This is a genomic window from Actinomadura sp. NPDC048955 (assembly GCF_040649435.1).
Classification (GTDB): Bacteria; Actinomycetota; Actinomycetes; order Streptosporangiales; family Streptosporangiaceae; genus Spirillospora; species Spirillospora luteofluorescens.
Map to the genome: position 1 here is coordinate 1 of NZ_JBEZJI010000089.1, position 25,563 is coordinate 25,563.

The 25,563-nt window shown below is 73.4% G+C and carries 21 protein-coding genes and 1 pseudogene; 9 read left to right on the top strand and 13 right to left on the bottom strand.

Annotated elements, in window-relative coordinates; genetic code table 11:
- Positions 1-323, top strand: a pseudogene (locus AB0C84_RS42410) (hypothetical protein); the annotation flags it as partial.
- A 12-nt stretch (positions 324-335) separates the two neighbouring features.
- Here AB0C84_RS42410 and AB0C84_RS42415 read toward each other — a convergent pair.
- On the bottom strand, positions 336-944 hold the full coding sequence (locus AB0C84_RS42415) for a TetR/AcrR family transcriptional regulator (protein WP_361077584.1): 609 nt from the start codon (positions 942-944) through the stop codon (positions 336-338).
- Between the two features lie 100 nt (positions 945-1,044).
- Here AB0C84_RS42415 and AB0C84_RS42420 point away from each other — a divergent pair, with 100 nt between their 5' ends.
- The 6 genes from AB0C84_RS42420 to AB0C84_RS42445 all read left to right on the top strand — a co-directional run bounded on the left by AB0C84_RS42420 (position 1,045) and on the right by AB0C84_RS42445 (position 9,029).
- Positions 1,045-2,757, top strand: coding sequence for an acyclic terpene utilization AtuA family protein (locus AB0C84_RS42420; protein ID WP_361077587.1), 1,713 nt, complete (start codon positions 1,045-1,047; stop codon positions 2,755-2,757).
- A gap of 56 nt (positions 2,758-2,813) precedes the next feature.
- Positions 2,814-4,346: a carboxyl transferase domain-containing protein gene (locus AB0C84_RS42425; RefSeq protein ID WP_361077626.1), complete on the top strand. Its 1,533-nt coding sequence runs from the start codon at positions 2,814-2,816 to the stop codon at positions 4,344-4,346.
- 8 nt (positions 4,347-4,354) lie between these two features.
- Positions 4,355-6,316, top strand: coding sequence for a biotin carboxylase N-terminal domain-containing protein (locus AB0C84_RS42430; RefSeq protein ID WP_361077590.1), 1,962 nt, complete (start codon positions 4,355-4,357; stop codon positions 6,314-6,316).
- The gene (locus AB0C84_RS42435) at positions 6,313-7,467 is read left to right on the top strand and encodes an acyl-CoA dehydrogenase (protein WP_361077592.1); all 1,155 of its coding nucleotides are present in this window, start codon (positions 6,313-6,315) and stop codon (positions 7,465-7,467) included. The genes AB0C84_RS42430 and AB0C84_RS42435 overlap by 4 nt, the downstream gene beginning before the upstream one ends.
- A gap of 93 nt (positions 7,468-7,560) precedes the next feature.
- Entirely contained in the window at positions 7,561-8,700 is a 1,140-nt protein-coding gene (locus AB0C84_RS42440) for an RDD family protein (RefSeq protein ID WP_361077595.1), read from the top strand.
- A gap of 149 nt (positions 8,701-8,849) precedes the next feature.
- A complete protein-coding gene (locus AB0C84_RS42445; RefSeq protein WP_179848525.1) occupies positions 8,850-9,029 on the top strand; it encodes a hypothetical protein in 180 nt (59 codons plus the stop codon).
- 77 nt (positions 9,030-9,106) lie between these two features.
- Here the strand turns inward: AB0C84_RS42445 and AB0C84_RS42450 are convergent, their stop codons facing one another.
- The 5 genes from AB0C84_RS42450 to AB0C84_RS42470 all read right to left on the bottom strand — a co-directional run bounded on the left by AB0C84_RS42450 (position 9,107) and on the right by AB0C84_RS42470 (position 14,586).
- On the bottom strand, positions 9,107-9,673 hold the full coding sequence (locus AB0C84_RS42450; RefSeq protein WP_361077599.1) for an ATP-binding protein: 567 nt from the start codon (positions 9,671-9,673) through the stop codon (positions 9,107-9,109).
- Entirely contained in the window at positions 9,670-10,728 is a 1,059-nt protein-coding gene (locus AB0C84_RS42455) for an enolase C-terminal domain-like protein (RefSeq protein WP_361077602.1), read from the bottom strand. The genes AB0C84_RS42450 and AB0C84_RS42455 overlap by 4 nt, the downstream gene beginning before the upstream one ends.
- A gap of 126 nt (positions 10,729-10,854) precedes the next feature.
- Positions 10,855-12,333, bottom strand: coding sequence for an LCP family protein (locus AB0C84_RS42460; RefSeq protein ID WP_361077605.1), 1,479 nt, complete (start codon positions 12,331-12,333; stop codon positions 10,855-10,857).
- Between the two features lie 40 nt (positions 12,334-12,373).
- Positions 12,374-13,012 (bottom strand): hypothetical protein, encoded by a 639-nt coding sequence (locus AB0C84_RS42465; RefSeq protein ID WP_361077607.1) that lies wholly within the window; start codon positions 13,010-13,012, stop codon positions 12,374-12,376.
- 137 nt (positions 13,013-13,149) lie between these two features.
- Positions 13,150-14,586 (bottom strand): GuaB1 family IMP dehydrogenase-related protein, encoded by a 1,437-nt coding sequence (locus tag AB0C84_RS42470; RefSeq protein WP_308206521.1) that lies wholly within the window; start codon positions 14,584-14,586, stop codon positions 13,150-13,152.
- Positions 14,587-15,303: 717 nt separating this feature from the next.
- On the opposite strand from AB0C84_RS42470, the gene AB0C84_RS42475 reads away from it, so the two are divergent.
- Positions 15,304-16,218 carry an Lrp/AsnC family transcriptional regulator gene (locus AB0C84_RS42475; RefSeq protein WP_179848531.1) on the top strand — a complete coding sequence of 305 codons (915 nt, stop codon included), beginning with the start codon at positions 15,304-15,306 and terminating at the stop codon, positions 16,216-16,218.
- Positions 16,219-16,273: 55 nt separating this feature from the next.
- Here the strand turns inward: AB0C84_RS42475 and AB0C84_RS42480 are convergent, their stop codons facing one another.
- The 6 genes from AB0C84_RS42480 to AB0C84_RS42505 all read right to left on the bottom strand — a co-directional run bounded on the left by AB0C84_RS42480 (position 16,274) and on the right by AB0C84_RS42505 (position 22,856).
- Positions 16,274-17,869: a Na+/H+ antiporter gene (locus AB0C84_RS42480; RefSeq protein ID WP_179848532.1), complete on the bottom strand. Its 1,596-nt coding sequence runs from the start codon at positions 17,867-17,869 to the stop codon at positions 16,274-16,276.
- Between the two features lie 84 nt (positions 17,870-17,953).
- Positions 17,954-18,832 (bottom strand): LysR family transcriptional regulator, encoded by an 879-nt coding sequence (locus AB0C84_RS42485; RefSeq protein ID WP_361077612.1) that lies wholly within the window; start codon positions 18,830-18,832, stop codon positions 17,954-17,956.
- Between the two features lie 81 nt (positions 18,833-18,913).
- Positions 18,914-20,467: an MFS transporter gene (locus tag AB0C84_RS42490; protein WP_361077615.1), complete on the bottom strand. Its 1,554-nt coding sequence runs from the start codon at positions 20,465-20,467 to the stop codon at positions 18,914-18,916.
- Entirely contained in the window at positions 20,467-20,730 is a 264-nt protein-coding gene (locus AB0C84_RS42495; protein WP_361077618.1) for a UBP-type zinc finger domain-containing protein, read from the bottom strand. The genes AB0C84_RS42490 and AB0C84_RS42495 overlap by 1 nt, the downstream gene beginning before the upstream one ends.
- 32 nt (positions 20,731-20,762) lie before the next feature.
- Positions 20,763-21,797 (bottom strand): GDP-mannose 4,6-dehydratase, encoded by a 1,035-nt coding sequence (locus AB0C84_RS42500; protein WP_361077629.1) that lies wholly within the window; start codon positions 21,795-21,797, stop codon positions 20,763-20,765.
- 507 nt (positions 21,798-22,304) lie between these two features.
- The gene (locus AB0C84_RS42505; RefSeq protein ID WP_179848536.1) at positions 22,305-22,856 is read right to left on the bottom strand and encodes a CGNR zinc finger domain-containing protein; all 552 of its coding nucleotides are present in this window, start codon (positions 22,854-22,856) and stop codon (positions 22,305-22,307) included.
- Positions 22,857-23,077: 221 nt separating this feature from the next.
- Between AB0C84_RS42505 and AB0C84_RS42510 the strand changes: the two genes are divergently transcribed.
- The gene (locus AB0C84_RS42510) at positions 23,078-24,652 is read left to right on the top strand and encodes a Na+/H+ antiporter (protein ID WP_361077623.1); all 1,575 of its coding nucleotides are present in this window, start codon (positions 23,078-23,080) and stop codon (positions 24,650-24,652) included.
- 27 nt (positions 24,653-24,679) lie between these two features.
- Here the strand turns inward: AB0C84_RS42510 and AB0C84_RS42515 are convergent, their stop codons facing one another.
- Entirely contained in the window at positions 24,680-25,252 is a 573-nt protein-coding gene (locus AB0C84_RS42515) for a hypothetical protein (RefSeq protein ID WP_185024151.1), read from the bottom strand.
- Positions 25,253-25,563: the final 311 nt, after the last annotated feature.

A 25,563-nucleotide genomic window follows, 5' to 3' on the forward strand; every position in this document is an offset into this window, starting at 1 on the left:
CGATGGTACTGCATGGGAGACCGTGTGGGAGAGTAGGACACCGCCGGACACATATTGTAGAAAGGCCCCGCCGTTACCGGCGGGGCCTTTCTCATGTCCGGGCGTCGTGGGTGATGAGTGTCCGGCGTGCCGCCATTGAGGATTTTGTGCTCTGTGCCGGCGGGGAGCCCTTCGACCTCGTCTTCGCCGTCCGGGTTGGGGCGCTCGACGGTCGCCTTCCGGAGGCCGACCGCCGCGCCTTGCGGAGAGTCGCCGTGGTTCTCGCCCCCGGCGGCCGCCTCTTCGTCGACGGAGGCGACCCCCTTCGGGAGATCACCCCCTGACGTCCGGGCGGGTCAGCGGCCGAGCGCCCGGTCGAGCGTGGCGGCCCACTGGCCGAGCAGGCGGGTGCGGCGTGCCGAGTCGTCGGTGAGGAGATCGGCCAGGCCGAGGCCGCGGACCAGGTCGAGGGTCGCCTGGACCGTCTCCCGGACGCCGGGAACCGACTCGTCCGCGCCGAGGGCCTCGACGGTGAGGCGGTGCGCCTCACGTCCGACCCGCGCCTCCAGCGGGACGACCTGCGCGCGGAGCTGCTCGTCCGAACTGGCCGCGACCCAGAGCTGAAGCGCGGCGCGGAAGAGCGGGGTCGTGTACATCTCGCCGAGGAGCGTGACGACGTCCAGCGTGGAGGGGCGGCGGTCGGCGAGCGCGTCCAGGCGTTCGCGCATCTGCGCCATCCGCACGTCCGAGCCGTATTCGACGGCCGCCGTCACGAGCTCCTCACGTGTGCGGAAGTGGTGCTGGGCGGCGCCCCGGGAGACTCCCGCGCGTTCGGCGACCACCGCCACCGTCGTGCCCGCCCAGCCCACGGAGGCGAGGCAGCCGATGGCGGCCTCCAGGAGGCGCTGCCGCGTGGCGCGGCTGCGGTCCTGCTGCGGTTCGCGGGGGAGTGCCTGCGCGGTCATGGAGTCCTCGGGTCGGTGGCCTCCAGTCAACCAAACGATCAGCCGAAGAAACAATCATGCACGATTGATTTTTTAGAGGGGGGCTGGCAGGGTTCTGGCCATGAGCCAACCGCTGCGGGTCGGTAACGCCTCGGGCTTCTACGGCGACCGCTTCTCCGCGGTGCGGGAGATGCTGGAGGGTGGGCCGCTGGACGTCCTCACCGGCGACTACCTCGCCGAGTTGACCATGCTGATCCTCGGGCGCGGGAAGATGAAGGACCCGGACGCGGGGTACGCCGCGACGTTCCTGCGGCAGATGGAGGAGTCCCTCGGCCTGGCCGTGGAGCGCGGCACCGCGATCGTCGCCAACGCCGGCGGGCTCAACCCGCGGGGGCTGGCGGAACGGTTGCGCGAGCTGGCCGCGCGGTTCGGGATCGACGTGCGGGTCGCCCATGTGGAGGGCGACGACCTGCTGCCCCGGGCGATGGAGCTCGGCCTGGCGGACGCCCGCCACGGGCAGCCGCTCACCGCCAACGCGTACCTGGGCGCCTGGGGGATAGCCGAGTGCCTGCGGGCCGGCGCCGACGTGGTGGTGACCGGGCGCGTCACCGACGCGTCGCTGGTCGTGGGCCCTGCCGCCGCGCACTTCGGCTGGGCGCGGGACGACTGGGACGCGCTCGCCGGCGCGACGGTCGCCGGGCACGTCCTGGAGTGCGGCGCGCAGGCGACCGGCGGCAACTACGCCTTCTTCCAAGAAATCTACAATGTAAAGGCGCCGGGCTTCCCGATCGCCGAGATCCATCCCGACGGCTCCAGCGTGATCACCAAGCACGACGGGACGGGCGGCGCCGTGACGGTCGGGACGGTCACGGCCCAGCTGCTGTACGAGATCGGCGCGCCGTCCTACGCAGGCCCGGACGTGACGACGAGGTTCGACACGATCGCGCTGGAGCAGGACGGGCCCGACCGGGTGCGGATCAGCGGCGTCCGGGGCGTCCCGCCGCCGCCGTCCACCAAGGTGTGCCTGAACCATCTGGGCGGCCACCGCAACGAGATGACCTTCGTCCTCACCGGCCTGGACATCGAGGCCAAGGCCGAGCTCGCGAAGGCGCAGCTGGAGGCCGCGTTCGCGGAGGCCCGGCCGGCCCGCGTCGAATGGACGCTCATCGGGGCCCCCGGCCCGGACCCGGCCACGCAGGGGGAGGCCGCCGCCCTGCTCCGCTGCGCCGTCCTCGACCCGGACCCGGAGAAGGTCGGCCGCGCGTTCAGCGGCGCCGTCGTGGAACTGGCCCTCGCCGGCTACCCGGGCTTCACGATGACCTCCCCGCCCGGCAAGGGCGGCCCCTACGGCGTCTACACGCCCGCCTACGTCCCGAACGAGGCCGTCGAGCAGGTCGCGGTGACCCACGAGGGCGAGCGCATCACCGTCCCGCCCGCCCCTCTCGTGCGCGACCTCGAAATCTCCGCCGAGTCTCCGCCCACGGGGGACGTCCCGCCGGGCGTCACCGTCCGCGCACCGCTCGGCCGTGTCGCCGGGGCGCGGAGCGGGGACAAGGGCGGGGACGCCAGTATCGGCGTCTGGGCCCGGACGGACGCGCAGTGGCGCTGGCTGGAGCCGTTCCTGACCACCGAAAGGCTCCGCGTGCTGCTGCCGGAGACACGCGAGCACACCGTCCACCGGCACGTGCTGCCCAACCTTCGCGCGGTGAACTTCGTCGTCGAAGGGCTGCTGCAGGAGGGCGTGTCCGCCTCGACCCGGTTCGACCCGCAGGGCAAGGCCCTGGGGGAGTGGCTGCGGTCCCGCCTCGTCGACATCCCGGAGGCAGTCCTGTGACCCTCAAGAGCACCCTGGATGCGCGGAGCCCGGAGTACCGGGAGCGCCGCGCGGCCATGCTGGAGAAGCTGGCGGCGCTGCACGCCGAGCACGCCAAGGCGCTGGAGGGCGGCGGTGAGAAGTACGTCGCGCGGCACCGCGGGCGTGGCAAGCTGCTGGCGCGCGAGCGCATCGAGCTGCTGCTCGACCCCGACTCGCCGTTCCTCGAGCTGAGCCCCCTCGCCGCGTGGGGGAGCGACTTCCCGGTCGGCGCGAGCGTCGTCACCGGCATCGGCGTCGTCGAGGGCGTCGAGTGCGTGATCGTGGCGAACGACCCGACGGTGCGGGGCGGGTCCAGCAACCCGTGGACGGTGAAGAAGAGCTTCCGGGCGTCCGACATCGCGCTGGAGAACCGGCTGCCCGTCATCAACCTGGTCGAGTCGGGCGGCGCGGACCTGCCGACGCAGAAGGAGATCTTCATCCCCGGAGGCCGCATGTTCCGCGACCTCACCCGGCTGTCGGCCGCTGGGATCCCCACGATCGCGCTCGTGTTCGGCAACTCCACGGCGGGCGGCGCCTACATCCCGGGGATGTGCGACCACGTCGTCATGGTCAAGGAGCGCGCGAAGGTGTTCCTCGGCGGTCCGCCGCTGGTGAAGATGGCGACCGGCGAGGAGGCCGACGACGAGGAGCTCGGCGGCGCCGAGATGCACGCCCGCGCCTCCGGCCTCGCCGACTACATGGCGGCGGACGAGGCGGACGCGCTGCGGCTCGGGCGCCAGATCGTCGCGAACCTCAACCACCGCAGGCTCGGCCCCGCGCCCGGCCCGGTGGAGGAGCCGCTGTACGACGCCGAGGAGCTGGCCGGGATCGTCCCCGAGGACCTGAAGGTCCCGTTCGACCCGCGCGAGGTCATCGCACGGATCGCCGACGGTTCGCGGTTCGACGAGTTCAAGCCGCTGTACGGCACGAGCCTGGTCACCGGCTGGACGCGCGTCCACGGCTACCCGATCGGGATCCTCGCCAACGCGCAGGGCGTCCTGTTCGGGGACGAGGCGCAGAAGGCGGCGCAGTTCATCCAGCTCGCCAACCAGAGCGACACCCCGCTGCTGTTCCTGCACAACACGACCGGCTACATGGTCGGCAGGGAGTACGAGCAGGCCGGGATCATCAAGCACGGCGCCCTGATGATCAACGCGGTGGCCAACAGCAGGGTCCCGCACATCTCGATCGTCATGGGCGCCTCGTACGGGGCGGGCAACTACGGCATGTGCGGCCGCGCGTACGACCCGAGGTTCCTGTTCGCCTGGCCGAGCGCCAAGTCGGCGGTGATGGGGCCGCAGCAGCTCGCGGGCGTCCTGTCGATCGTGGCGCGGCAGGCGGCGCAGGCGCGCGGGCAGGCCTACGACGAGGACCAGGACCGCGCGATGCGGGAGATGGTCGAGGCGCAGATCGAGGCCGAGTCGCTGCCGTTCTTCCTGTCCGGGCGGCTCTACGACGACGGGGTGATCGACCCCCGCGACACCCGGACCGTCCTCGGCCTGTGCCTGTCCGCCGTCCACAACGCGCCCGTGCGCGGCGCCGAGGGCTTCGGCGTCTTCCGGATGTGAGTGTCGAAATGATCAACAGAGCGCTGGTCGCCAACCGCGGCGAGATCGCCCGCCGCGTCCTGCGGGCCTGCCGGGACCTCGGCGTCGGGACGGTCGCCGTCCACTCCGACCCCGACGCCGGCGCGCCGCACGTGCGGGAGGCGGACGTGGCCGGGCGGCTGCCCGGGGCGTCCCCCGCGGAAACGTACCTGTCGGTGGAGCGGCTCCTCGCCGTGGCGAGGAGCGCCGGGGCCGACGCCGTCCATCCGGGCTACGGGTTCCTTTCGGAGAACGCGGACTTCGCGCGGGCCGTCGTCGGCGCGGGCCTGACCTGGATCGGCCCGCCGCCCGAGGCGATCGCCGCGATGGGCTCCAAGATCGAGGCCAAGAAGCTGATGGCCGCGGCGGACGTCCCGGTACTGCCCGAGCTCGACCCCGCCGGGGCCGGCGCCGCGGACCTGCCGCTGCTGGTCAAGGCGTCCGCGGGCGGCGGGGGGCGCGGCATGCGCGTCGTCCGGGCGCCGGAGGAGCTGGCGGACGCCGTCGCGAGCGCGCGCAGGGAGGCGGGGTCCGCGTTCGGCGACCCGACCGTGTTCTGCGAGCCGCTCCTGGAGGACGCGCGCCACATCGAGGTGCAGATCCTCGCCGACGCGCACGGGACGGTATGGACGCTCGGCGAGCGCGAGTGCTCGATCCAGCGCCGCCACCAGAAGATCGTCGAGGAGTCGCCGTCCCCGGCCGTCGGCGCCGAACTGCGCGCGCGGCTGTGCGGCGCGGCGGAGAGCGCGGCGCGCGCCATCGGGTACACCGGCGCGGGCACGGTCGAGTTCATGCTCGCGCGCGACGGCCGTTTCTACTTCCTTGAGGTCAACACCCGGCTCCAGGTCGAGCACCCGGTCACCGAGTGCGTGTACGGGGTGGACCTGGTCCGGCTGCAGATCGAGGTCGCCGAGGGCGCCCGCCTGCCGCTGTCGCCGCCGGAGCCGCGCGGCCACGCCATCGAGGTGCGCCTGTACGCCGAGGATCCCGCACGGGACTGGCGGCCCGCCGGCGGCACGCTGCACACCTTCGAGGTGCCGGGGGTGGACGCCGAGTTCGCCGTGCCCGCCGGGTACGGGCTGCGGCTCGACAGCGGTGTGGAGAGCGGCGCCGAGGTCGGCGTCCACTACGACCCGATGCTCGCCAAGGCGATCGCCTGGGCGCCGTCCCGCGGCGCCGCTGCGCGCAGGCTGGCGGCCGCGCTGCGCGGCGCCCGCATCCACGGCCTCACCACCAACCGCGACCTGCTCGTCCGGATCCTGGAGGAGCCGGCGTTCCTCGACGGCGACACCGACACCGGCTATCTCGACCGGGTCGGCCTCGGCACCCTCGCCGCGCCGCTGGCGGACGAGGCCGCGGTCCGGGTCGGCGCGCTCGCCGCCGCGCTCGCCCAGGCCGCCGCGAACCGGGCGGGCGCCGCGGTGCTCGGCGGCCTCCCGTCGGGCTGGCGCAACGTGCGGTCCCAGCCGCAGCGCAGGACGTTCCAGGGGCCGGACGGCCCGGTGGACGTCGACTACCGGCTGGACAGGAGCGGCCTGACCTCCGAGCTGTGCCCGGGCACGTCGCTGCTGTCCGCCGCGCCGGATCGCGTCGTCCTCGACCACGACGGCCTCCGCGAGACCTTCACCGTGACCACCGCCGGGGACGCCGTGCACGTCGACTCCCGCCTCGGCCCGGTCACGCTCGTCGCCGTCCCGCGCTTCGCAGACCCGAGCGGCCGGATCGCCCCAGGCTCCCTCCTGGCCCCCATGCCCGGCACCGTCGTCCGCGTCGAGACCGGACCGGGCGCTGAGGTCGCCGAAGGGCAGACCCTCGTCGTCCTGGAGGCGATGAAGATGGAGCACCGCGTCGCCGCGCCGTCGGCCGGAACGGTCACGGAACTGAACGTCACCGCGGGGCAGCAGGTCGAGTCCGGCGCCGTCCTCGCCGTCATCGAAGGGACCCCCGAATGAGCTTCGTCGAGACCGAGGAACGGCGGGCCCTGCGCGACGCCGTCGCCGAACTGGGCGGCAAGTACGGCTCCTCCTACTACGTGGAGAAGGCCAAGTCCGGCCAGAAGACCGACGAGCTGTGGGCCGAGGCGGGACGGCTCGGCTACCTGGGCGTCAACGTGCCGGAGGAGTACGGCGGCGGAGGCGGTGGCATCGGCGACCTCGCCGCCGTGTGCGAGGAGCTGGCCGCCGCGGGCTGCCCGCTGCTGCTCATGGTCGTGTCCCCGGCGATCTGCGCGACGATCATCGCCCGGTCCGGCACGCGGGACCAGCGCGAGCACTGGCTGCCGCGCTTCGCCGACGGCTCGGTGAAGATGGCGTTCGCGATCACCGAGCCCGACGCCGGCTCCAACGCGCACCGCATCACCACCACGGCCCGCCGCGACGGCGACGGGTGGGTGCTGAACGGCCAGAAGACGTTCATCTCCGGCGTGGACGAGGCGGACGCCGTGCTGTTCGTCTCCCGCACGCAGGACCAGAAGGGCAACCTGCGGCCGTCGCTGTTCATCGTCCCGACCGTCGCTCCCGGCTTCACCTTCACCCCCATCGACATGGAGATCGTGTCGCCGGAGAAGCAGTTCGTCTGCCATCTCGACGACGTCCGGCTGCCCTACGACGCGCTCGTCGGCGACGAGGACGGCGGACTGCTGCAGCTGTTCGCCGGCCTCAACCCCGAGCGCATCATGGCCGCGGCGATGGGCGCCGGGATCGGCCGCCTCGCGCTCGGCAAGGCGGTCGGCTACGCCGGGTCCCGGCAGGTGTTCCGGACGCCGATCGGCGCGCACCAGGGCCTCGCGCACCCGCTCGCCGCCGCCAAGATCGAGCTGGAGCTGGCCCGGCTGATGGGGCAGAAGGCCGCCTGGCTCTACGACGAGGGCGACGACACGGGCGCCGGCGAGGCCGCGAACATGGCCAAGTACGCCACCGCCGAGGCCGCGATCCACTGCGTCGACCAGGCCATCCAGACCCACGGCGGCAACGGCCTCACGACCGAGTACGGCGTCGGGATGCTCGCCGGGGTCGTCCGGCTCATGCGCATCGCCCCGGTCAGCCGCGAGATGATCCTCAACTACGTCGCGCAGCACTCGCTGGGGCTGCCGAAGTCCTACTGACGATTACGGTGGCGGCGCGGGTCCGGGCGGCCTAGACTCCTGCCCGTTCCCGCGCTTTGATCAAAAATGAAGATCGCGACCAGAGGGACTCACGTGTACGGTCCGCCACCCGTTCCGCTGCCCGCCGCCGAGCCCGTGCCGCCCGCGCCGCCTCCCGCCGCGGCCCCGCGCGGCCGCCGCCTGGCGGCCTGGGGCATCGACACCGCCCTCCTCGCCGGGGCCGCGATCCTCCTCGGCATGATGACGTGGGGACGGCTGAACGGGCTCCTCGGAGACGGGCTCTGGGGCGACGCCCTGTCGGCGGCGGGCGGGCTCCTGCTGTCCGGCGGCGACGTCCAGCAGGCCGCCGAGAACTTCGGCATGGGCATCTGGAACACGGTCGTCAGCGCCGTCGAGCAGGCGCTGCTCCTGCTCGTCCTGATCGAGTTCCTGCACCAGTTCGCGGGCCAGGCCTTCGCAGGCCGCACCCTCGGCAAGGCCGTACTCGATCTGCGCGTGGAGAACGCCAGGTCCGCCAAGTCCAGGGCGCTGCGCCGTTCGCTGGTGACCACGGCGGGCGGCACCGGCCTGTACTGCACCGCGTGGATCCTCCTCCTGCACGGCCTCTTCTTCCTCTCCCTCGTCATCTGGATGGCGGCCGTCGCGGTGTTCCTCGCCAACAGCGCGCCGACCCTCGTCGGCGCCCGCCGCCGCGCCCTCCCCGACCTGGTGGCGGGCACGGCTCTGGTCCGCGCGGACGGGTACCGGCGCGCCGCCGAGGCCGCGCGGCAGGGCGCCGTCCTCGCCTGGGACGGCACGCAGGCGGCGGGCCAGGTCGCGGGCCAGGCCGTCCGTGAGAACGCCGCCCGCATCGCCCAGGCCGAATCGATGCAGCGCGCCCTGCAGTCGGAGCGCGCCCGGCAGATGCAGGACCTGGGCCGGCGGTCGGCCGCCCGGGTGCAGGGCGCGGTGCAGGGCGAACGGGCGCAGCAGGTCGGCGAGGCGGGCAGGCGCGCCGGCGGCCGGCTCAGGAACGCCTACCAGGAGCGCCGGGCCGCCCGGCGGCAGCCACTGCCCCAGCAGCCCGAGCGGCCGGCTCTCCCTCCGCCCGCACCGCACTACGACCCCTACGCCCAACCCGGCCAGTACATCCAGCCCGGACAGTACGGCCCGCCCGGCCAGCCTGGACCGTACGCCCCGCCCGGCCAGTACGAGCCGCCGCAGCAGTACATGCCGCCGCCGCAGCAGCAGTAGCGGCGCAGAGCTTCCGCGGGGCCGAAGAAGTCCTACCGAATCCCCCCACCTCGCCCTTTGCTCGCTCTTAGTAGTCATTACGTTACATAGAGCATGGGTCGGGGAGGATCGCTACGCAAGTATCGGATGCCGGAGCGAAAGGGATGATCATGAAGAGGTGTCTTGCGGTTCTGGTTCTCGCCGCCGGGACGACGATGGCCGGGATGACCGGCCTGTCCGCCACGGCGTCGGCCGCCACGGCGTCCGGCGAGCCGATGAAGGGCCACGACCACCACTGCTGCTGTGAGCACAACGTCAACAAGAACGTGAACATCAATATCAACGGCTGACGCGACGGCCGTCCCCGCCCGGCGGTCCTTCCGGCGGGCGGCCATCTGGCGGAGACCGCGCGGTCTCCGCCAGATCGTCACTCCGCCAGGGCGTCCAGCTGCGGTTCCAGCGGCACGGGTGCGCCGAGGCGGTTGTCGACCGCCGCGTGGGGCACCGGAGGCGGCGTCCCGGGCAGCATCCGGGCGACGAAGGCGTCGAACGCGGCCAGCTTGGCGGTGTCGCGCGGCGACCCCCGCCGCTCCAGCCGGTGCCGGAGGGTCTCGGCGTCCGTCCGGATCCAGACGAGGCGCACCGGCGGCCCGCCGAGGGACGCGACCCACGCGTTCCAGCGCCCCGCGTCCCGGATGTGGCCGGTGAACGGGCCGCTCAGCAGCACCGGGCAGCCGTGCGACCGGATCTCCCGCGCCGTGGCCGTCATCCCCCCGTACTCGTGCGGCTTGACGTGCTCGTCGTACCAGGGGCCCTCGCGCTCACCCGGATCGCGGGAGGCCGCCGCGAGCGTCGCCTCCACGAACGGCCCGAACATCGTGTCCTTGTCCAGCAGCGCCGGCACGGGACGCAGCCGCCGCAGCAGCAGGTCCGCGACCGTGGTCTTGCCGGATCCCGGCGGGCCCGCCACCACCCAGACCGGGGCGGGCGTCATGTCGACAGGCGCAGGCGGCGGGTCGCCAGCCGCTCGATGCGCGCCTCGTCGATCTCGTGGCCGAGGCCGGGCTGCGTGAGCGGGACGCCGACGACGCCGCCGGACGAGCGCACCGGGGGCGTCACGAACACCGGACCGCCGGCCGGATCGGACACGTCGCTCGGCAGCGTGCACCCCGGCAGGGCCGCGAGCGCGACCGCGGCGGCCTGCCCGATGCCGAACGCGCCGCAGCCGCTGCACCACACGTCCCATCCCGCCGCGTAGGCGAGGTCGTGGGCGCTGCGGGCCGCGGTCAGCCCGCCGAGCCGGTCGAGGCGCAGGTGCAGCGCGCGGCCCGCCTGCAGCGACAGGGCCGCGTCCAGCGTCTCCAGATCGCCCACGTCCGGGGCCACGGCGGTGCCCACCCGCGTCTGGAGCCGGGCGTGCGCGGCGAGGTCGCCGCCGGAAAACGGCCGCTCGATCGCCGCCAGGCCGTAGGCGTCCAGCGCCTCCAGCGCCGCCAGGTGCTCCGGCGACTCGGTGTAGGCGTGGCCCGCGTCGGCGACGAGCGCCAGAGCCGGGTACGCCTGCCGGATCGCGCGGACGGGCTCGACGTCCCAGCCCGGCCGGACGTCCAGCGTGACGCGGGTGTGGCCCGCTCCAACGGCCTTGTTGACGCGGGCCGTGACGGTGTCGATCGCCGGCTCGGGGGAGATCCGCGCGCCCGTCACGATGGAGGTGCGGGTGCCGCCGAGCGCGTGCGCGAGCGGCAGCCCCCGCGTCCGGCACCACAGGTCCCAGCAGGCCGTGTCGACGGCCGCCGCGGCCTCCCGCGCGCCGAGGTCGGCGGCGGCGGACACGTCCTCGGGCCGGTCCCAGTCGAGCCCGATGAGGGCCGGGCCCATGCGCGTCTCGATGTCCGCCCACGCGGCGCCGGGGTCCCCGGCCCCGTCCCGGACGGCCATCTCGCCCCAGCCGACGGCGTCGTCGCCGGCCAGGCGGACGAGGACGCTCTCCGGCCGCCGCCCGCGCGGCATCGTCACGCGGAAGGCGTCGCAGCCGTGGATCCGAGGCACCGCACCAGCCCTTCGAAGTAGGGGTCCTCCCTCAATGATCCCCCCTCCCCGGACCGGGAAGGACAATTCACGCGGGTCAGGACCGCCTAGGCGGGACGGGCACCGGCCGCGGGCCGGTCCGGGCGGTCAGGGGCAGCTGGTCTCCAGCGACACCGGCTTGGAACTGGGCTTGGACGGCTCGCCGCCCTCCTGCGGGTCCGGGGAGGCGGTGGGCGAGGTGGTGGGCGAGGCGGTCGGTGTGCCGCTCGGCTTGGAGCTGACCTGCCGCGGGTCGCTGTTGACCGCGTCGGACGCCAGGGTGCGGATCTTGTCGAAGTCCGGGTTCCCGGTGTAGATCAGCGGCGGGACGAACTGCAGGCTCCTGATCTGCGCGCCGTTCTTGACCCGGTTCGACAGCTTCATCAGCGCGGGCAGCAGTTCCTGCGGAATGTCGGTCGACAGCGTCCGCTTGGCCGCCGCGGCGAGTTTGTCGAAACTGGTGAGCACGGTCTGCGGGTCGGCCTGCTCGGCGATCGCCCGCATCAGGCACTTCTGGCGGCTCATCCGCACGTAGTCGCTGCTGTTGGTGCGCGACCGCCCGTACCAGAGGGCCTCCTTGCCCTTCAGCGTCCGGTAGCCGGGCTGCAGGACGCCGCCCTGCAACCCGTACGGGATCGGCTCGGTGATCTTGAGCTTGACGCCGCCCATGGCGTCGACGATGTCGGCGAAGCCGAACATGTCGACGAGGATGTAGTAGTCCACGCGCAGGCCGAGAACGCCGGCGACGGTGGCCTTCAGGAGTTCGGGGCCGCGGCGCTTCTTGGCGACGCCGGGCACCACGTCGGGGTGGTTCTCGGCGTACTCGTAGACCTCGTTGAGCAGGCCCGGGTTCTGCGGGCCGTCGCCGGTGAAGCCGTAGGGGAAGCGGTCGCGGGCCGGGCCGGGCGGCATCGGGAACCGTTCCAGGTTCCGCGGCAGGCTCAGCAGCACCGTGTCGCCCGTCTTGGTGTCGACGCTCGCGAGCGTCACGCTGTCGGTGCGCACGCCGGTGCGGTCGGCGGCGGAGTCGCCGCCGAGCAGCAGGATGTTGACGCGCGGCTGGCCGTTGAACGGGTCCTTGGTGTCGACGGGCTTGCCGTTCTCGCTGCCGGTGCGGAAGATGCTGGTCAGCGCGTCCCGGTACACGTAGGTGCTGTGCGCGGACCACGCCACCGGCACCGCGACGGCGAAGCACATCACCGCGACGGCGGCGGCGCCGAGCGTCCGGGCGCCCGCGGCGAGGCGAGTCGGACGCAGCAGCAGGTAGGAGCGGACGACGACCAGGATCCACAGCACGCCGAGCGCGACGAGCGCGGCGGAGGCCCGCTGGAGCACCGCGGGCTGGACGGCGTAGTGGACCAGGTCGGAGCGGTAGAGCGTGGCCGCGCCCGCGAGGGCGGCGACGATCGCCACGTACAGCGCGAGCAGCAGCCCGCCGGCGATCCGGCGGCCCGTGACGAAATGCGCGATGCCCCAGACCAGGGCGGACGCGAGCGTCAGCGCCAGCGCGCGAGGAAGGCCCCCGGCTCCGCCGGAGGTACCCTCATCGTCCCTGTTCCGGGCACGCCCACTCGGCGACCGACCCATGTACGCTCCGATTCCCACCCACAGTGAATTAAGCCTCGGCTCACATTATGGACGCGTCGAACCGGGCAAAGGTTGCGTAAGAGTCGATCGCATGCGAGCGGGTGTGGCCTTTGGTGCAGATCGTCAGGATAGTGAATCCACCGCCCTTAGGGGACCCGTACTGATGATCACGTAGTGGGCAGGGAACCAGTGCGTGGGCGGCCGTCAACGGCGGAACGATCACCAGCAGGCAGAAGACCGCGACGGTGGTGCCGCCCGCGAGCCGCCACAGCGGCGAGAGCCCGTCCGGGAGCAGCACGGTGTAGGAGTGGACGATCAGCCCCGCCCACAGGGCCGCGACGAGCACGCAGCCGGCCGTCAGCGCCGCCAGCCACGCGGGCCGCTCCGCCGCCTGCGTCAGGAGCGGGCGGCCGCGCCCGGCCGCCAGGGCCGCCGTGGTCAGCGCCAGCGCCTGGACGGCCAGCAGCGCCGTCCCGAGCCGCACGCGACCGGCCCGCAGGTGCGCGATGCCAGGCAGGGCCGGGGACACCGCGGCGATCAGCAGCGCCTCGGCCAGCCCCCGCAGCGCCGCCTCCCGCGCCCGGCGCTCCCGCTCCCGCTCGCGGTCCCGGACCGCCGGGCCCGGCGCATCCGCCGGCAGCGGCCGCGCCCCGGCCCCGATCGGCCCGCCGTCGACCATGGTGCGCCCCCTTCAGGGACGGAGACCCCTCTCCGTTCCCGACGTAAGAGAGTGCAGGTCAGCGAGCTGATCAGGGGGCGAAGGCGGCGGCGTGTCGCGAAAAGCGGCGGCGTCCGGCGGTGCGGAGGGGGCGCCCTTTACCAGCTGCTGGACAGCGGCTTGCCCTCGGCGTAGCCGGACGGGCTCTGGATCCCGATCACGGCGCGCTCGTGGAACTCCTCCAGGGTCCGCGCGCCCGCGTAGGTGCACGAGCTGCGCAGCCCCGCCACGATCGAGTCGATCAGGTCCTCCACGCCGGGCCGCTGCGGGTCCAGGAACATCCGGGAGGTGGAGATGCCCTCCTCGAACAGGGCCTTGCGGGCCCGGTCGAAGGGGGAGTCCTCGGCGGTGCGCAGCCGCACCGCCCGGGCGGACGCCATGCCGAAGCTCTCCTTGTAGAGCCGCCCGTCCGCGGCCCGCTGCAGGTCGCCCGGCGACTCGTAGGTGCCGGCGAACCACGAGCCCACCATCACGTTCGCGGCGCCCGCCGCGAGCGCCAGCGCGACGTCGCGCGGATGCCGGACGCCGCCGTCCGCCCACACGTGGCGGCCGAGCCGGCGCGCCTCGGCCGCGCACTCCAGCACCGCGGAGAACTGCGGGCGGCCGACGCCCGTCATCATGCGGGTGGTGCACATCGCGCCGGGGCCCACGCCGACCTTGACGATGTCGGCGCCCGCCTCGATCAGGTCGCGGGTGCCCTCGGCGGTCACCACGTTCCCGGCGACGACCGGGACGGCGGGGTCCAGCGCCCGGACCGCGGCGAGCGCGCTGATCATCTTGTCCTGGTGGCCGTGCGCGGTGTCGACGACGAGCAGGTCGGCGCCCGCCTCCAGCAGCGCCTTGGCCTTGCCGGCGACGTCGCCGTTCACGCCGACCGCCGCCGCGACGCGCAGCCGGCCCCCGGCGTCCACGGCCGGCCGGTAGAGCGTGGCGCGCAGCGCGCCGGTGCGGGTGAGGACGCCGGCGAGGCGGCCCTCGGCGTCCACGACGGGGGCGAGCCGGTGGCCGCGCTCGTGCAGCCGGTTGAACGCCTCCCGCGGGTCGACGCCGGCGGGCAGCGTGACCAGGTCGCGGGACATGATGTCGCGGAGCTGGGCGAACCGGTCCACGCCCATGCAGTCGGCTTCGGTGACGACGCCCACCGGACGGTCGTCCTCGACGACGATCACCGCGTTGTGGGCCCGCTTGGGCAGCAGGGCCAGCGCGTCGCCCGCCGTGCTGGACGGATCCAGCCGGATGGCGGTGTCCACGACCAGGTCGCGGCCCTTGACCCACTCGATGACCTCGGCGACGACGTCGACCGGGATGTCCTGCGGGAGCACCGCGACGCCGCCGCGCCGGGCGGCGGTCTCGGCCATCCGGCGGCCGGACACGGCCGTCATGTTGGCGACCACGAGCGGGATCGTGGTCCCGCTGCCGTCCGAGGCGGCCAGATCGACCTCCAGGCGCGACCCCACCGAGGAACGGCGGGGGACCATGAAGACGTCGTTGTAGGTGAGGTCGTGAGCGGAACGCTCACCGTTCAGCAGGTGCACGGCAGTACTACACACCAATCGCGTTCGCAGTGGCTGGGCCACCGTACATTGTCAGTCATACCCGGCCGTGCTCCCGCCAAGGCCGCCGGCCGGACGTTCCGGAACGCCTCCGCCATCGCGGGCAGAGCCCGTGACCAGGGGTGATGACACTGTGTCCCCGGAGGGCGTGGAGTGTCGTCTCCGCCCGTCTTCCCGCCTCCTTGCAGGGATAACGAAAGTGGGCCCGTGCACCTGGTGGAAAACGGTGCAACGTGAGGCTTGGCTCTCTGTAAAGTTACCTCTTGACGTAACTGCGCCCCCGATGCACTTTTCTTACATGTGCCTCGCGCGGACGGCGGATCCGCCGTAGGGGGTGGGTCAGAAGAAACCGGGAGAAGCGCATGCAGGTCACGCACGTGGACCCGGTCGGCCATGCCCGCCCGCGCCGCGGGCCGCCCCGGCCGGGCGGCGACCGCCGGTGCGGCCACGGCCGTCCGGCGCGTCCCCCTCCGGTTCGTGTCGCGCCGCACGCGCGGCGCGGACGCGGACGCGTTGCGCTTTCGGACAGGTTTGTGCGGCATTTGAAACGTCACCGCCCGGAACCGGTCACCGACGCTTCGACGGCCGCCGGGCAGGGCGAACACGAGCAAGATCAATATTTGACGTCATACCGTCCTGAAATGGAATGATCTTGCAGTTGCTGGCAAAACGATTCATCACATGTCGAGGAGGAGAGCCGTGCTGGATGCGGTCGACGCCGTGCTCGTCCGCGAGCTCCAGCGGGATGGCAGGGCGACGTTCCAGGCGCTGGCCGATCGCGTCGGGCTTTCCCGCACGGCGGTGCGGGCACGGGTGCAGCACCTTCTCGAAACCCAGGTCGTCCGCGTCGTCGGCATCGTGCACGCCGCCGTCGTCGGCGCGGAGGCGATCGGGCACGTGTCGGTCACCGTGGCGGGCTCGGCGAGGGAGGTGGCCGAGTCCGTCGCCGAGCGCGCCGCCGTCAGCTTCACCGCGCTGACCGCGGGGCCGTACGACCTGGTCGCCCAGGTGCGCACCCGCGACGACGCCGCGCTCGCCGCCGAGGTGGACCACATCAGGTCCGTCGCGGGAGTCCGCGCGGCCGAGGTGTTCCGGTCGGTGTCCACCGTGCGCGACACGCACGCGGTGGTGCGCGAGCTCGGCGAGGTCACCCTCGACGACATCGACTGGCGGCTGCTGCACGAGCTGCAGCGCGACGGCCGCGCCCCCTACACCCGCCTCGCGCACGTCATCGGCCTCTCGCAGGCCGCCACCCGGGCCCGGGTGGTCAGGCTCATGCGCACGGGCGTCATCCAGGTGACCGGCCTCGCCGACCCCCTGGCGCTCGGCGCCGCGGAGCTCGGCGGGTTCGGGCTGGTGGTGACGGGCGGGCTGCGCAAGGTCGCCGACGCGGTCGCCGCTCAGGACGGCGTCCGCTACCTGGCGACCGGATTCGGCCGCTACGACATCGTCGGGCAGGTCGAGGCGGCCTCCCGCGCCGAGCTGGTGGCCGTGTTCGACGCCATCCGGTCGGTGACCGGGGTGACGGTGAGGGAGTCCTGGCACCACCTCGACGTGGTGAAGGAGTCCTACGCCGTCCAGCTGCCCGAGCAGCCGCTCAACGGGGCGGTCTGAACGCACCCGACGCCCCGGCCACCGCGCGACGTGGCCGGGGCGCGGGTGCGGGCCGCTAGTCGCGGCTGAGGGCGACCTCCTCCAGGTCCAGCTCGTGCATGACGCGGCTCAGGACCTCGTCGTCGATGCGCCGCTCGTCCCGCATCCGCACGAAGACGCGGCGCTCGGCCATCAGCATCTCCCGCCGCAGGCGCCGGTACGTCGCCGTCGGCACCTCCTCGCCCTCCGGGCCCGTCCCGCCCCCGAGCCGCTCCCAGGCGCGCAGCTGCCGGTGCTCGGCGAGCTGCCGGAGCCGCTCCACCACCGACGCGTCGAGCCGCTCCTCGGCGTTCAGCTCCTCCAGGCGCTCAAGCGCGGCCTGCGCGGCGGCGTGCTGAGCGCCCGCCAGGGCGACGGTGTCGGCGTAGCGCTCCCGGTCCCCGCCGATGCGGAGCGCGCGGATCAGCGCGGGGAACGTCAGCCCCTGGACCAGCAGCGTCCCGAGGACGGTGGTGAACGTCAGGAACAGGATCAGGTCGCGGCCCGGGAACGGCCGGTCGCCCGAGGCGACGAACGGGACCGCGAAGGCGGCGGCGAGCGAGACCACCCCGCGCATCCCCGCCCACGACACCACGACCAGGCCGCGCCAGCCGACGTTCGGCAGCGCCCGCTCCCGCCGCGACAGCAGCCGCGGGACCTGGGAGGCGGGGAACACCCACACGAACCGGGCCGCGACCGTCACGGCGAACACCGCGGTCGCCCACCAGGCCAGCTCCTGCCAGCTCCGCCCCGACAGCTCGTCGACGATCGGGGGCAGCTGCAGGCCGATCAGCAGGAAGACCACCGACTCCAGGAGGAAGACCATGACCTTCCAGAAGGAGTGCCCGATCAGCCGGGTCACCGCGGCGGACTGGGTCTCCCGGTTGCCCAGGTAGAGCCCGCTGACCACCACGGCGATCACCCCGGAGGCGTGCACGCTCTCGGCGATGAGGTAGGCGGCGAACGGCGCCACCAGCGCGACGCCGTTCTCCACCAGAGGGTCGTTCAGCCGGGTCCGCAGCCAGTGCAGCGGCGGCCCGAGCAGCAGCCCGACCGCCGCGCCCACGACGGCGGCGAACAGGAAGCGCCCCACGCCGTCCAGGAGGGTGAACCCCGCGCCCGTCGCCGCGATCAGCGCCACCCGGAACGCGGTCAGCGCCGTCGCGTCGTTGAACAGGCTCTCCCCGACCAGGACCGTCACCGTCCGGCGCGGCAGGCCGAGGCGCTGCGCGATGCTCACCGCGGCGACCGCGTCCGGCGGCGCCACGATCGCGCCGAGCACGAACGCCGCGGCCAGCGGCAGATCGGGAACGATCAGGTGCGCGACGTATCCCACGGCGAAGGTCGTGAACAGCACCAGCCCGACCGACAGCAGGCCGATGGACCAGACGTTCTGGCGCAGGTTCGTGAACGAGCTGTTCCACGCCGCGGAGAACAGCAGTGGCGGCAGGAACACGAACAGCACGAACTCGGGGTCGAGTTCGAACTCCGGCATGCCGGGGACGAAGGAGAAGGCGAGCCCCGCGATCACCAGGACCAGCGGAGCCGACAGGCCGATGCGGCGCGCCCCCGCGGCCACCATGAGTGCGCCGACCGGTATGGCCAGCAGCCAGAGTGCGTGCGTCGTTCCCACCGCCGAATCATGCCATGACCGGGCGGGACCGGCGTCGCGAGGGCGGCGGGGCGGCAGCGGTGAGGGGCGGCCGGCGGGGCGCGGTCAGCGGGCGTGGTGGTCGCGGGGCGTCTGCTTGGCGAACGTCAGGAAGTCGCGGGCGGCGGGCGGCAGCCGGCGGTGCGCGTGCACGAGGCCGATCATGCGGGTGAGCGGCGGCATGAACGAGCGGACCGTCACCCCTTCGGTGTCGTCGAGCTGGTTGCGGTACCAGAGTAAGGAGCCCCGGCCCGCGCGGACCCAGCCGAGCCAGGCGCCGCGCTCGTCGGACTCCACCGCGGCGACCGGCCGCGCGCCGATCCGCCGCAGCATCGTGTCGATCTCCGCGCGGCGGGCGCTGCCGCGGGCGGGCAGGACGAGCCGCATCCCGTCCAGCGCGGCCGGCGGCACCGGCTCGCGGACCTTCAGCGCGGGCGGGGAGATCAGCACCACCTCGCGCTGCTCGAACGGGTGCGCGGTCATGTCGCCGGGGACGGGCAGGTCGGTCAGCGCCAGGTCGGCGCGGCCCCCGCGCAGCACCGCCGCGATCTGGTCGCGGTCGGCGCAGCGCACCACCCGGATCCGCACGGCCGGCTGGTCGCGCGCGAAGCGGGGGATGAGCCCGCCGGTCAGCTCCGGTTCCAGCGACGCGGTGACGGCGATGCGCAGCTCCGCGCCGCGCCCGTCGGCCCGCGTGACCGCCAGCCCCTCGATCGCGTCGACAGCGTCCAGCGCCGCCCGGGCCTGCCGGACGACCTGCTCCCCGACGGGGGTGAGGACGACGCCGCGGCCCGACCGGGCGAACAGCTCCAGGCCGAGCTCGCGCTCCAGTTCGCGCACTGCCCGCGACAGCGCGGGCTGGGCCACGTAGAGGGCTTGGGCCGCCGACGTCATCGTGCCGTGGTCGGCGGTCGCCACGACATAGCGCAGCTGCCGCAGATTCATGCACCGACCGTATGTCAACGAACCGCTCCGGTTCTGGACATAGCCGGATTCGGACCGGGAATCAGTGGACCGGTCCGGTGATCAGGCCCCGGTCTCGGGCGAGGCCCTGCCGGCGTGCTCGGCCGGGACGGTCTCCGGCTCGGGCTGCAGCTGCGGCGCGCCGACCCCGCACTGGCGCCGGCATTCCGGCTCGACCGGTTCCCCGGACGGCGTGCGCAGCGCGTCGTCGCCGACGGTGAGGAAGGACAGCACGGCACCGGCCGCCAGGAGCGCGGCACAAGTGATCATCGCCAGCCGGAACCCGTGCGAGAAGACGGCGGGATTGTCGAAGGCGTCGCCCGTCAGCCCCGCCAGCGGCGGGATCGCCGCCACTGCCAGCAGCCCGGCGGCGCGCGCCACCGCGTTGTTGACGCCGCTGGCCACCCCCGCGTGGCGGACGTCCGCGGTGGCGAGGACCGTGGCGGTCAGCGGCGCGACCACCGCCGCCAGCCCCAGCCCGAACACCACCACGGCGGGCAGGACGTCCCGGACGTAGGAGGCGTTCGCGCCGATCCGGCCCACCAGGAGCATCCCGAGGGCCGCCACCACCAGCCCGGCGGTCATCGGCAGCCGCGGGCCGATCTTCTGCGCGAGCGCGCCCGCCCGCGCCGACAGCAGCAGCATCAGCACGGTGACCGGCAGCAGCGCGGTCCCGGCCGCGATGGGCGAGAACCCGGTGACGACCTGGAGGTTCAGGACGAACAGGAAGAACATCACGCCCATCCCGCCGTACATGATGAACGTGACGACGTTGACGGCCGAGAACTGCCGCGAGGCGAACACGTCCAGCGGCAGCATCGGCTGCGTCGCCTTCTCGGCCGCGCGCGCCCGCCGCCCGCGCAGGCGTTCGAGCAGCACGAACGCGACGGCGGCCGCCAGGCCCGCGATCGCGGCGGCGGCGATGACGGGCGCGGGCGCGCCCCCGCCCGGCGCCTCGGTCAGCGCGTACGTCGTCCCCGCCAGGGCCAGCGCCGCCAGGGCCGCGCCGGACACGTCGAAGCGTCCGTGGGCCCGCGGGTCGACGCTCTCCGGGACGTGCCGGACCGCGACCAGCACCACGACGGCGGCGAGCGGCACGTTCAGCAGGAACACCCACCGCCATCCGGCCGCCTCCACCAGCCAGCCGCCCACGAACGGGCCGATCGCGCCGGCGACGCCGCCGAGTCCCGACCAGGCGCCGACCGCGCGCGGGCGGTCGTCGGCCGCGAACGACGCCTGGATGATCGCCAGCGAGCCCGGGGTGAGCAGCGCCCCGCCCACGCCCTGCAGCGCCCGCGCGACGACCAGCGTCCCGACGTTCGGCGCCACGCCGCACAGCACCGAGGCGACCGCGAACCACACCACGCCGACGAGGAAGATCCGGCGGCGCCCGAACCGGTCCCCGAGGGAGCCGCCCAGCAGGATGAACCCCGCGAGCGTGAGCGTGTAGGCGTTCACCGTCCACTGCAGCCCGGCCATGTCGGCGTTCAGGTCACGGGCGAGCCGGGGCAGCGCCACGTTCACGACGGTGGAGTCGAGGAACGCCACGCTCGACCCGAGCACCGTCGCCAGCAGGATCCAGCGTCCGGGCCCGGTGCCCAGTCGGACGTCCGGCATCAGACGATCAGCTGGTCGACGAAGCACCAGCGCCAGTCCTCGCCCGGCTCGAACGACCGGACGATCGGGTGCCCCTCCTTCTCGAAGTGCGCGGTGGCGTGCCGCCTGGGCGAGGAGTCGCAGCACCCGACGTGCCCGCAGCCCAGGCAGAGCCGCAGGTGGACCCAGCGTGTGCCCTCGCGAAGGCAGTCCTCGCACCCCTCAGGGGTGTTCGGGGACGGATCCTCCGCCGGGAGGGACTGCACGTGCTCACATGTGGCCATACCTGAATCGTGCCACGGCCGTGGTAACCGGATTACCAATGATCGGGGCTGAACGGCTCGTCCTCGGGACGAGCGGACCCCGACAGCAGCCGCAGGTCCGACTCGACCATCATGGTCACCAGCCCCTCGAAGGTCACCTCGGGCTCCCACCCCAGCTGCTCGCGGGCCTTCTTCGGGTCGGCGCACAGCAGGTCGACCTCGGCCGGGCGCGTGTACTTGGCGTCCAGGACGACGTGGTCCTGCCAGTCCAGGCCCGCGGTGCGGAACGCGAACTCCACCAGCTCCCGCACCGACTGGGTCTGGCCGGTTCCGATGACGAAGTCCTCCGGGGAGTCCTGCGCCAGCATCATGCGCATCGCGCGGGCGTAGTCGCCCGCGTAGCCCCAGTCGCGGCGGGCGTCCAGGTTGCCGAGACGCAGCTCGGTGGCCAGGCCCAGCTTGATGCGGGCGGCGCCCAGCGACACCTTCCGCGTCACGAACTCGGCGCCCCGGCGCGGCGACTCGTGGTTGAACAGGATCCCGCTCACCGCGAACATCCCGTAGGACTCGCGGTAGTTCTGCGTGATGTAGTGCCCGTAGCTCTTCGCCACCCCGTAGGGGCTGCGCGGATGGAACGGGGTCTTCTCGTTCTGCGGCGTCTCGCGCACCATCCCGAACATCTCCGAGGACGACGCCTGGTAGAAGCGGATCTGCCCGTCGCCCGGCGTGCGGGACGGGCTGATTCCCGACACCACCCGGATCGCCTCCAGCATGCGCAGCACGCCCATCCCGGTGACCTCGGCGGTCAGCTCGGCCTGCTGCCACGACATCGGCACGTAGGAGATCGCGCCCAGGTTGTAGACCTCGTCGGGCCGCACCCGCTCGACCGCCGAGATCAGGCTGCCCTGATCCAGCAGGTCCCCGGTGGTGATCTGCACGTCGCCGATGTGCTTGCGCAGCCGCGACACATGGGGGTTCGCCTGCCCCCGCACCAGGCCCCAGACCTCGTATCCCAGCTCAAGCAGATGCTCGGCCAGATACGAGCCGTCCTGTCCGGTGATGCCGGTGATGAGTGCTCGCCTGGACAGCGGATCCTCCATGGCTGAAATAGGTCCGACGCGGGCCCGTCACGGGCCGAAACCCGCAGCGAGCGTGATTTATGAGGTTACCGACCAGGCCACGTCCATGACGAGGGAGGGCACTGTTTGAACCGAATTCCCTTCTGGTCCTCCCGCCGGCCCACCGGTGGGCCACGCCGATACACGTCATGACCTGACCGGACGCACCACCGCCGCGCCGAACGCGCGCGACACGTCACCGAAGATCACCCGGCGCCCCGACGAGCGGACCGCCAACGACCGGCCGGTACCGGTCGCGACGTCCAGCAAGGCGAGCCGTCCGCACTGACCTTTGGCACTGATCGTTTGCTGGTCCCCGCGACGACCGGAGGCTCGCGATCGCGTCCGAAGGCGGTTTCGAGCCTGCGAGAAACTGATCGCGCAGCGAGCCCCTGGGCGAGCCGGAGCGATGCAGCGATCGCCCGCAGTGTTCTGGTGGTAGGCGCCCCCAAGGCGCCTACCACCAGAACACTGCAATTAACCCGCGCGCTGGCGGGCGCGGTAGGCGGCGACGTGCATGCGGTTGCCGCAGGTGCGGCTGTCGCAGTAGCGGCGGCAGCGGTTGCGGGACAGGTCGACCAGGACGCGTGAGCAGTCCGGCGCTTCGCAGGTGCGCAACCGGTCCAGTTCGCCCGCCGCGACCACGTAGGCCAGCGCCATGCCGCAGTCGGCGGCCAGGTGCTCTCCGAGAGGCGCGCCCGGCGCGAAGAAGTGCACGTGCCAGTGGTAGCCGTCGTGGTCGGTCAGGTGCGGCGTGGTGCGGACCTCGCCGACGATCTCGTTGATCCGCCGCACGGCGGAGGGGACGTCCCCGGAGCGGAACACCGCGTGGAAGCGGCCGCGCAGCTCCCGCACGCGGGAAAGGTCGGCCTCGGTGAGGTCGCCCACGTCGCTGAACGCGTTGCGGTCCACGAAGTCGCGCAGGCCGGGCAGCCCGCCGAGCTCCTCCGCGCCGGACGCCGCCGCGCTCGTGTTGATCAGGTCGACGACGACGGCGAGCGCGTGCTCGGTGTCATGAGTGAAGATCACGATGACTCCAGTCTCGGGGGACCCGGGCGGTCGGGTGCCCGGCTGCGTCGCCGGGGCCGGAACGCGGCCCGTGGCCCCCACCATATGACGGGGACGGTGCACGTCGGCGCCCACCCCGCCAGGACATGCTGGCGCCCACGGCGCCGAGATTCGAGCGGAACGTTCCATCGCGCGGCCGGGTCCCGCGACTACCCCGCCGCTTTCAGGCAAGGACCATCGCCGTGGAGGAGGACCGGCTCTTCATCGTCTTCCTGGCCGTCGCCGTCGTGGTCCTGCTGGCCCGCGGGCTGGCCGGGCGGCTGCGCGTGCCGGACGCCATCGTGCTCGTCCTGCTCGGCATGGCTGCCGGGTTCGTGCCGGCGCTGCCCGCGGTCGTCGTCCCGCCCGAGGTGGTGCTGCTCGGGTTCCTGCCGCCGCTGCTCTACCACGCGGCGTTCTTCACCGCCCCGCGCGAGGCCCGCGCCGACGCCGTGCCCATCTTCGCCCTGGCGTTCGGCCTGACCACCGTCACGACCGTCGCGGTGGCCGCGACGCTGCACGCCCTGGTGCCGGACGTCGGCTGGGCCGCCGCGCTGGCGTTCGGCGCGGCGGTGTCGCCCACCGACCCGGTGGCGGCGACGTCGGTGATGCAGCGGCTGGGCGCGCCGCCGCGGATGGTCACCATCCTGGAGGGCGAGAGCCTGATCAACGACGGCGCCGCGCTGACGATCTTCGGGCTGGCGGTCGAGGCGCTCGGCACCGACTTCACCGTGGCGCACGGCGCGGTCCGGGTGGCCCAGATCGTGCTCGGCGGCGTGGCCTACGGGCTGGTCGTCGGCATCGTGGTCCGCCGCGTCCGGCGCTGGATCAGCGACCCCGTCAGCCAGATCATCGTCTCCCTCATCACGCCCTACGTCGCGTTCGTCCCCGCGGACCGGTTCGGCGCGTCCGGCGTGCTCGCGACGGTCGTCGCGGGGTTCTCCATCGGCACGCACGGGGAGGGCTTCCTGCAGCCCGCCTCGCGGCTCGCCGGCACGACGTTCTGGCGAATCCTCACCTTCCTGCTGGAGTCGGCGCTGTTCGTCCTGCTCGGTCTGGAGATCCGGGAGATCGTGCGCGCGCCGGGCGGCCGCACCTGGGGCACGGTGGTGGCGGTCGCGCTCGCGGTGTCGGCCGTGGCGATCGCCGCCCGGCTGCTCTGGCAGCTCGGCAACGCCCCGCTCGCCCGGCTCGTGCCCGGCGGCCGGCGCAGCCAGGCGGGCCTCGGCCTGCGGGAGCGGCTCGTCATCGGCCTCGGCGGCATGCGCGGCGCGATCTCGCTGGCCATCGCGCTGTCGCTGCCGATCGGCCTGGGGGCCGAGCGCGGGCTGCTGGTCCTGCTCGCCGCCCTCGTCGTGCTGGTCACGCTGGTCGGGCAGGCGCCGCTCCTGCCGTTCCTGCTGCGCCGCCTCGGGCTGATCGAGCCGGAGCGGCGGCGCGCAGAGTCGATGCTCGCCCGCAAGGCGGGGCTCCAGGCGGCCCTGACCCGGCTGGACGAGCTCGTCGAGGAGGAGGACGTCGACGACCAGACGGCGGAGGCGTTCCGGCAGATGCTCGAACTGCGGCTCGAACGCGTCCGTTACTTCCTGGACCGGGAGGGAGCGGAGGGGCCCCGCCCGCCGGACAGCCGGTACGTCCGCACCGAGCTGGTCGGCGCGCAGCGCTCCAGGCTCCAGGTGCTCTACCGCAAGGGAAGGATCGGCGCCGAGACGCTCCGCGAGATCGGGCGGGAGCTGGACTTCGAGGACCCCGTGGTGGTGAAGAGGCCGCCCTCATGAACCCGGAGGCGCCGCTCCGGCGGGGCGTCAGCGCTCGTAGTGGGGGTCGGCGACGACGGGGTAGTAGGCGTCGGTGTGCTGGATGCGCATCGTGACCGCCGACCCGTCCAGCGCGTAGTCCGCCTTCACCTGGCGGAACATCGAGTCGCTCGCCCACGGGTTGTAGAGCCGCCCCACCGTGGCGCCGTACCGCAGGTGCACGACGTCGTAGCCGCCGGACGGCATCGACTCCAGCGCGAGCCCGTCGGCCAGGGAGACCGCGAACCGGAACTCCGTGGGCGCGTCGGGGCCGTGGATCACCGTGAGCAGGCGCACCCCGCCGGCCGTGGTCTGCGCGACGATGTCGGTGTCGACGTCGACGCCGACGAACACCCGCAGGCTCGGGCGCAGCACCTGGGCGACGGTGTCGGCCGCCGCGACGTCGATGCCGAGGTGGATCCGCTGCCCGTCCCTGGTCGGCACCCACACTCCGTCACGGGCGCGCTGCCCCCAGGCGACGTCGGGGTTCTCCATCTCCTGGGGCTCGTTCTTGCCCCGCGCGACCAGAATCCTGGAAGCGGCGCTCATCGCCGCGGCAGCCCCGTCCCGTGCATGCCTCATGGCGGGCCCCCTCGCCTTCTTCCATCACCGCGTGACTTCGCGCTCGTCCTGGATCTACCACGGGCTGGGCGGACAGGACCCCCGATGGCCTGCCGCTGGTCGATTCGCGACGTTCGCCCCGTGCGTCGTTGGACCTTACACCACGCTTATACAGGCCGGTCGGGCCGGGCGCAGATCCTTTTCCCGGCCCGGTCGCGACGCTGTGACGGTGCGCGCCCGGCGCCTCACGCAGCGGTCCGCGGGCCGCCCGGCGACCGGGCGGCCCCGCGCCCGGGGGCCCCCCCCGCGGCCGGCCGACGAGGGCCAGAGAA